The following is a 1,831-nucleotide window of genomic DNA, read 5'->3' on the forward strand; positions in this document are numbered from 1 at the left end:
CCGATGGACCTGATCGGGGCGGTCGCCGCCCCGATGCCGCTGTCCGTCACCTGCGAGCTCTTCGGCATCCCGCCCGAGGACCGTCCGCAGGTCGAGACCTGGTTCCGCCGCTTCAGTCGGCTGGGCGAGGACATCGACAAGTCCGAGGAGGCGATCGGGCAGTACGAGGAGTACCTCGCCCGGCTCGTCCGCCGGCGTCGGGCAGACCCGGGCGACGACCTGATCAGCGCCCTGGTCGCGACCCAGGCGCACGACGACCGGCTCACCGACTCCGAACTGCTGTCCACCTGCTTCGTCCTGATCACCGCCGGCGGCGAGACCACCACCCACCTCATCGGCAACGGCGTGCTCGCCCTGCTGCGCCACCCGGACCAGCTGGCCCGGCTGCGCGAGGACCCGGCGCTGATCCGCACCGCCGTCGAGGAACTGGCCCGCTACGACACGGTGACCCAGGCGATCGTCCGGGTCGTCGCCGAGGACCTCCGGATCGGCGGGCGGACGCTGCGGGAGGGGGAGTTGGTGTACCCGTTCCTCGCTGCGGCCAACCGGGACCCGGACCGCTTCGAGGACCCCGAACGGCTCGACCTGTCCCGCCCCGGCAACCGGCACCTGAGCTTCGGCCACGGCCCGCACTTCTGCCTCGGCGGCCCGCTGGCCAGGCTCCAGGCGGAGGTGGCCGTCGGCACTCTGGTCCGCCGGTTCCCACGGCTGCGACTGGCCGACGAGGCCGCCGACGGGGCCGCCCTCGAATGGCGGCCCAACCCGCTGCAACGGCGGCTGAGCGCCCTCCCGCTCACCTACTGACCCATGAACGACGATGAAGGAGTACCCACCATGGCCCGAGAGTTCGAGGTCCGCCGGGAGCAGGACCTGCCCGCCACACCCGAGCAGGTCTGGCACGCGGTCGCCACCGGCGCCGGAAACCTGGGTTGGCTGTACCCGATGGAGGTCGAGCCGCGCGTCGGCGGAAAGGCCACCCGGGGTGATGCCACCGTCGTGGCGTGGGAGCCGCCGCACCACTTCGCCGTCCGGGCGACCCAGGACGGCGGGTTCTCCAACACGCTCAGCTACCACATCGAGCCGGTAGACGGGGGAACGAGCCATCTGCGGATGGGAATCCACTGGGTGCACACGGGCGTCGTCGACGACGCCTGGGCCTGGGACGCCAAGTCGGACGCGGCCGAGAAGCACGTCGACTTCTACCAGCACGCCCTCGCCGAGTACCTGCGGCACTTCGCCGGCCGCCCCGCCGTCTACGTCAGGGCCCAGCGCCCCGAACCCACCGCCGACCCGGTCGACTTCGCCACTCTGCGCCGACGCCTCGGCCTCGCCGACGACGCGGCCGTCGGCGACCGGTTCCCACTCCTCGTCCCGGGCCCGGACGGCGGCCCCGTGGAGGTGGTCGTGGACTGGCTCAGCACCGACTTCGTCGGCCTGCGCGGCCCCGACGCGCTGTACCGGTTCTTCAACGGCAGCACCTGGAACGTGCCGATCTGGCTGGGCCACCACCTGTTCGCCGAGGACGCCGACGAGCAGCAGGCCACCAAGGCGTGGACCGCCTGGCTCAACGACCCCCAAGCCTAGGACCCCGATGGAAACCTCGACCCAAACCCTGCTCTTCGCCGCCGAACTCGTCGAGGAGAACGGCACCTACACGCTCGTTGTCGAGGACGTGCGGAGGGGCAGCGTCCAGACCACCCCGGTCCCCAAGGCCATGGTCGACAAGCTCCCGACCTTCCTCTCGGCGCTCAGCGCCAAGCTCAACCCGGCGCCGTCGCGCAGGCGCTGGTAGGACTCCCGCGGTCCGCGAGGCCGGGTGCCGTCAGCGAAC

The 1,831-nt window shown here is 71.8% G+C and carries 3 protein-coding genes; all 3 read left to right on the top strand.

Annotation, left to right across the window (positions count from 1 at the left end):
• Positions 1 to 804: cytochrome P450 (locus ACFU7Y_RS43600; protein ID WP_380772005.1), on the top strand; the 804-nt coding region annotated here is incomplete at its 5' end.
• 30 nt (positions 805 to 834) lie between these two features.
• Complete coding sequence (locus ACFU7Y_RS43605) at positions 835 to 1,584, top strand: SRPBCC domain-containing protein (protein ID WP_224282620.1); 750 nt, start codon at positions 835 to 837, stop codon at positions 1,582 to 1,584.
• 7 nt (positions 1,585 to 1,591) lie between these two features.
• The gene (locus ACFU7Y_RS43610; protein ID WP_380772007.1) at positions 1,592 to 1,792 is read left to right on the top strand and encodes a hypothetical protein; all 201 of its coding nucleotides are present in this window, start codon (positions 1,592 to 1,594) and stop codon (positions 1,790 to 1,792) included.
• Positions 1,793 to 1,831: the final 39 nt, after the last annotated feature.

Source organism: Kitasatospora sp. NPDC057542 (assembly GCF_042801945.1).
Taxonomy (GTDB): domain Bacteria; phylum Actinomycetota; class Actinomycetes; order Streptomycetales; family Streptomycetaceae; genus Kitasatospora.